Consider the following 3839-nt stretch of genomic DNA (forward strand, 5'->3'; position numbering starts at 1 on the left):
AAAGTTTGCCTTTATTATCCACCCGTTACGTTTTGATGACTTTGCGCGGAAGTTCCCGATCACGCAACATTTACCGGTCAAAATGGTGGAATGGGCATTTAAGCAGGTGGGCCCTTTCAAGACCGGCCATGTGACGGGTGTGGTTTCTCCAACAGGAGAAGAGCTCGAAGGGTGGCTGATTGGCTTGCCGTTAACCCCTGAGATCATTTTGAACGCGCCCTACGAGTGGGTGCTGAATAAGCTCGTGGCGGCGACACGGTTAGCAGAGAAGTTAGGGGCGGAAATTGTCGGGTTGGGAGCATTTACTAAGATCGCTGGAGATCGTGGGCTAACCTTAGCTGAACGCGCGCCTATGCCGATTACCACCGGAAATTCCTATACCACAGCTACCGCGGTTGAGGGAACATTATTGGCTGCGAAACGAATGCAGATGGATTTGCGCACGGCAAGTGCCACGGTTATTGGAGCGACCGGCTCAATTGGGCGAGCGGCTACCATGCTCCTTGCGGAGGAGGTGCGTCACCTAACCATCGTGGCACGCACCGAGGAGCACCTTATTCAACTAAAGTCGGAATTAGGCCGTCTGTATCCCGGAGTGGATGTGAATTGGACGACAGACATTCCACGGGCTGTGCGGTCCGCGGATATGGTGGTGGCGGTATCCTCGGCCACCGGTGTCATTGTGCATCCCGACGATCTGAAGCCAGGAGCCGTCGTGACCGATGTTGCACGGCCCCGTAATCTATCGCGCGCCGTGATGGAGACCCGCCGAGATGTGCTTGTCCTGGACGGTGGCGTGATTGAAGTGCCTGGGAGAGATGCAGACATGGGCTTTAATTTTGGATTTCCTCCTAAGATGGTGGAGGCTTGTATGGCCGAAACCATGATTTTGGCGCTTGAGGGCCGGTTAGAATGTTTTACTCTAGGGCCGACGATTGACGTAGACCGAGTGCGTGAGATTCGAGTGTTGGCGGAAAAGCATGGCTTTTCCATGGCAGGATTTCGGCGTTTCGAACGGGCTATAGATGATCAGGAACTGGAAGAGATTCGACAGGCGGCAGAGAGCGCATCAGCGTGAGCTGATGCGCTCACCGTCACTTATCCTGCGTAAAACCATCCCGTGTCCCACATGTCTAGTGCGCGGGCATTCTCACCATGGATCCCGGCTTCAATCACTTCGGCGACATAGATAGTGTGGTCTCCCCGCGCGATCGTATCGGTCACTTGGCATTCCACAAAGGCCGGCGTTTCTTTTAATAGCGGTGCGCCGGTACTGGAGCCGGGTTCAAATGGGTGTCCGTTCAATGTTTCCCCCTCACGTTGACTCGGGCGGAAGAAATCTTGGGCGATGGATTTTTGATCGGCTCCTAACACATTAAGTGCCAATTTACCGCTCTTATCGATTACGCTGTGCAAATGACTATCGTTTTTGATCGCCACCATCACTAAAGGTGGAGCAAACGAAGCCTGTGATACCCAATTGACCGTGCCTGCCGCGAGGTCATCGCCCGAGCCCGCGGTGGCGACATAGAGCCCATAAGTAAAAAGTCGTAGGGCATCCTTTTTTATTGCAGCATCCAAGTGGCTCACCTCTTTTGGGAAAATTTGTCTTATTCAAGCCTAACGCAACTCCGAGGGTGACGCAAGGGGCGTAACCTTTTCGGTGGCAAGACGTTATGGAAAATAGAGGAATGGGACGATGGCTGGGGAAACCTTGCTCAACAAGTATGATAGGGAGTGGATGATATGAGCGCTATTCAACAGTATGCCGTCGTTGAGGGACCTTTAGGGAAAAATCATCGGCACGTGATTGTGATTCACGGTATGAGTACTACCGCAGAGACGCTCAAAGAGGGCTATCCTCCGAGCGACGGATTAACAAAAATTTATTGGCGCCTCCCCATTTTGCGGGAATCGCGTGCGAACCTTATGAAGCGACGAGATGAGGACGTTTTTCAGTCTCTATTTGCCGCAGTTCTTGATGAATCACGACGGGAGTTAGGGTTGATCATCAACGAATTAGGGGAGGTCCCGGTGGGACTTTTCGGGTTTTCCATTGGTAGTCTCGTGGCTTTGTGGGGGTCTATTGATTATCCACAAGTACGCGCGGTCGTGACGATGGGAGGCGTACCGAGCTTGGATTATCTCATGCACTATTATCCTGACTATCCATGGGATAGTCCCGATATTCAGGAGCGATTGCAATCGTACGATGTCTCTAGAAATGTGCATCTTCGCGACACCGCGCTGTGTATTATGCATGGAGCGAAGGATGAAGTGGCCAAGTGGGAATGGATGCAGAACGCTGCTAGTCAATGGAGCAATCATCCGGCAACCACCGTGGAAGTGCGTCAATTTCCCCATGTACAGCACCGCCTAATGGGTGAAGACCTCGAAGAGCAAACCGAACTGGCCACGGCGCGTCGACTAGCCGATGAATGGTTTGTGAGATATCTCTAGGATATCAGGACTAGGGGTATCTCATGGGACACCCGACTCGGTAGAATAGAGGTAGGATACGAGAGAGTGAGGATCTGGCGTGGGGTCTCTATCTGGGAGTAGAGGAGGAAGGGCGATGGCAGGAAAGCAAGCACGACGAACGTTGCATTGTCCTCAGTGCAAGGAAACCATCATGCCGGAGGATAAGTTCTGTTTTCACTGTGGACGAAGGCTCCATGCGCCCAGTGATTCATTCCCTGCGGATGCGACTCGTCGGCGTTTCCCGCAATGGCCTCTAGCTGTCATTGGAGGACTAGTGATTGTGGGCGCAGTGTACATCATCCACCATCAGTCTCAAGAGCTGGCTCGTTTAAAAGCAGCGGCGCCCGCGCCGGCAAAAGTATCGCATCCGCATAAGTCGACGTCGCTAGTGCTTCATCCCGTGGTGACGAAAACGACCACCTATCCCCCTAATACCCCGTCGTCTAGTAACTGGACCGAGGAAGTCGAGAACTATCACGGGGCACAGTTAAGTCTCCGTGTGCCCACGTCGATGAATACTGCGGAAGCGGTGTCGCCCAATCAATGGTCTTGGGGCGCTCCCAGCACTTCTTATCGCGTCGTGCTCGGGGTTGTCGGCGCAAAACCTGGGGCTGCCTCGGTAGTACTGGGAGCTAATACCTATGGGACGGCGATTACGCATAGTGGCAGCACAGCGGACCAGGACCTATACATAGAGTGGGCGAATCACAGTTGGGTTGAAGTGCTCATGACGGTTCCTACGTCTGATTCTAATTGGCTGGGGGCAATCGCTGAAAGTGTCCGGGTTAGCTAACCCAAAAATCGCCGATCTTGCGAATACTATCCCTGTAAGAACTTCGAAGGAGTGATACGGATGGCTCACTGGATTGGACTTTTGGTCTTGGTTCTGGATATTTTTTCTATTGTCAGCGTATTGCTTGGTCGGGGCGGGATCGGACACAAGGTTCTTTGGACCATCTTGATTGTGATTTTGCCGGTCATTGGTCTGATCTTATACCTGTTGCTTGGGCGCAGTGCAGCGGACGCTGGATAGGGAGAACGCAAGGAGAGGTATTCGATGGATGCGGTGGTGTTCCGAATCGCTCTGATGACACAAGACGAGGCACTAGCCATTGCCGAATGGCACTATCCCGGGGTGTATGCTTTTTATGATATGAAGAACGATCCAGAGGATCTTGACGAGCTCCTCGATCCGGCCCAACGTGGCAGATCCTATTGGTCAGGGTTTGACGACGCAGATGCGTTGATGGGGTTTTATACCTTTTCCCAGCACGAGGACGGCATCGAGCTGGGATTGGGATTGCGCCCAGACCTCACTGGGCGCGGCTTGGGTCGTGATTTTCTCCACAAAGGGCTTC

The 3839-nt window shown here is 53.0% G+C and carries 6 protein-coding genes; 5 read left to right on the top strand and 1 reads right to left on the bottom strand.

Going from position 1 to position 3839, the window contains the following annotated elements:
* A partial coding sequence (locus ACOJWD_RS12685) for an NAD(P)H-binding protein (protein ID WP_486993600.1) occupies nucleotides 1–1078 on the top strand: 1078 nt, incomplete at its 5' end.
* Between the two features lie 20 nt (nucleotides 1079–1098).
* Here ACOJWD_RS12685 and ACOJWD_RS12690 read toward each other — a convergent pair.
* The gene (locus ACOJWD_RS12690) at nucleotides 1099–1581 is read right to left on the bottom strand and encodes a flavin reductase family protein (protein ID WP_486993601.1); all 483 of its coding nucleotides are present in this window, start codon (nucleotides 1579–1581) and stop codon (nucleotides 1099–1101) included.
* A 165-nt stretch (nucleotides 1582–1746) separates the two neighbouring features.
* Here ACOJWD_RS12690 and ACOJWD_RS12695 point away from each other — a divergent pair, with 165 nt between their 5' ends.
* From ACOJWD_RS12695 to ACOJWD_RS12710, 4 genes are all read left to right on the top strand, one after another.
* The gene (locus ACOJWD_RS12695; RefSeq protein ID WP_486993602.1) at nucleotides 1747–2460 is read left to right on the top strand and encodes an alpha/beta hydrolase family protein; all 714 of its coding nucleotides are present in this window, start codon (nucleotides 1747–1749) and stop codon (nucleotides 2458–2460) included.
* Between the two features lie 115 nt (nucleotides 2461–2575).
* The gene (locus ACOJWD_RS12700; RefSeq protein WP_486993603.1) at nucleotides 2576–3274 is read left to right on the top strand and encodes a zinc ribbon domain-containing protein; all 699 of its coding nucleotides are present in this window, start codon (nucleotides 2576–2578) and stop codon (nucleotides 3272–3274) included.
* Between the two features lie 60 nt (nucleotides 3275–3334).
* Nucleotides 3335–3514: a PLDc N-terminal domain-containing protein gene (locus ACOJWD_RS12705; protein ID WP_486993604.1), complete on the top strand. Its 180-nt coding sequence runs from the start codon at nucleotides 3335–3337 to the stop codon at nucleotides 3512–3514.
* Nucleotides 3515–3538: 24 nt separating this feature from the next.
* Nucleotides 3539–3839: GNAT family N-acetyltransferase (locus ACOJWD_RS12710; RefSeq protein ID WP_486993605.1), on the top strand; the 301-nt coding region annotated here is incomplete at its 3' end.

This window comes from Sulfobacillus sp. TH-112, from assembly GCF_057473405.1.

Bases quoted from the DNA above. Each gene is read 5' to 3' on its own strand.
- ACOJWD_RS12695 (WP_486993602.1), top strand. From the start codon at position 1,747: ATGAGCGCTATTCAACAGTATGCCGTCGTTGAGGGACCTTTAGGGAAA.
- ACOJWD_RS12700 (WP_486993603.1), top strand. From the start codon at position 2,576: ATGGCAGGAAAGCAAGCACGACGAACGTTGCATTGTCCTCAGTGCAAG.
- ACOJWD_RS12705 (WP_486993604.1), top strand. From the start codon at position 3,335: ATGGCTCACTGGATTGGACTTTTGGTCTTGGTTCTGGATATTTTTTCT.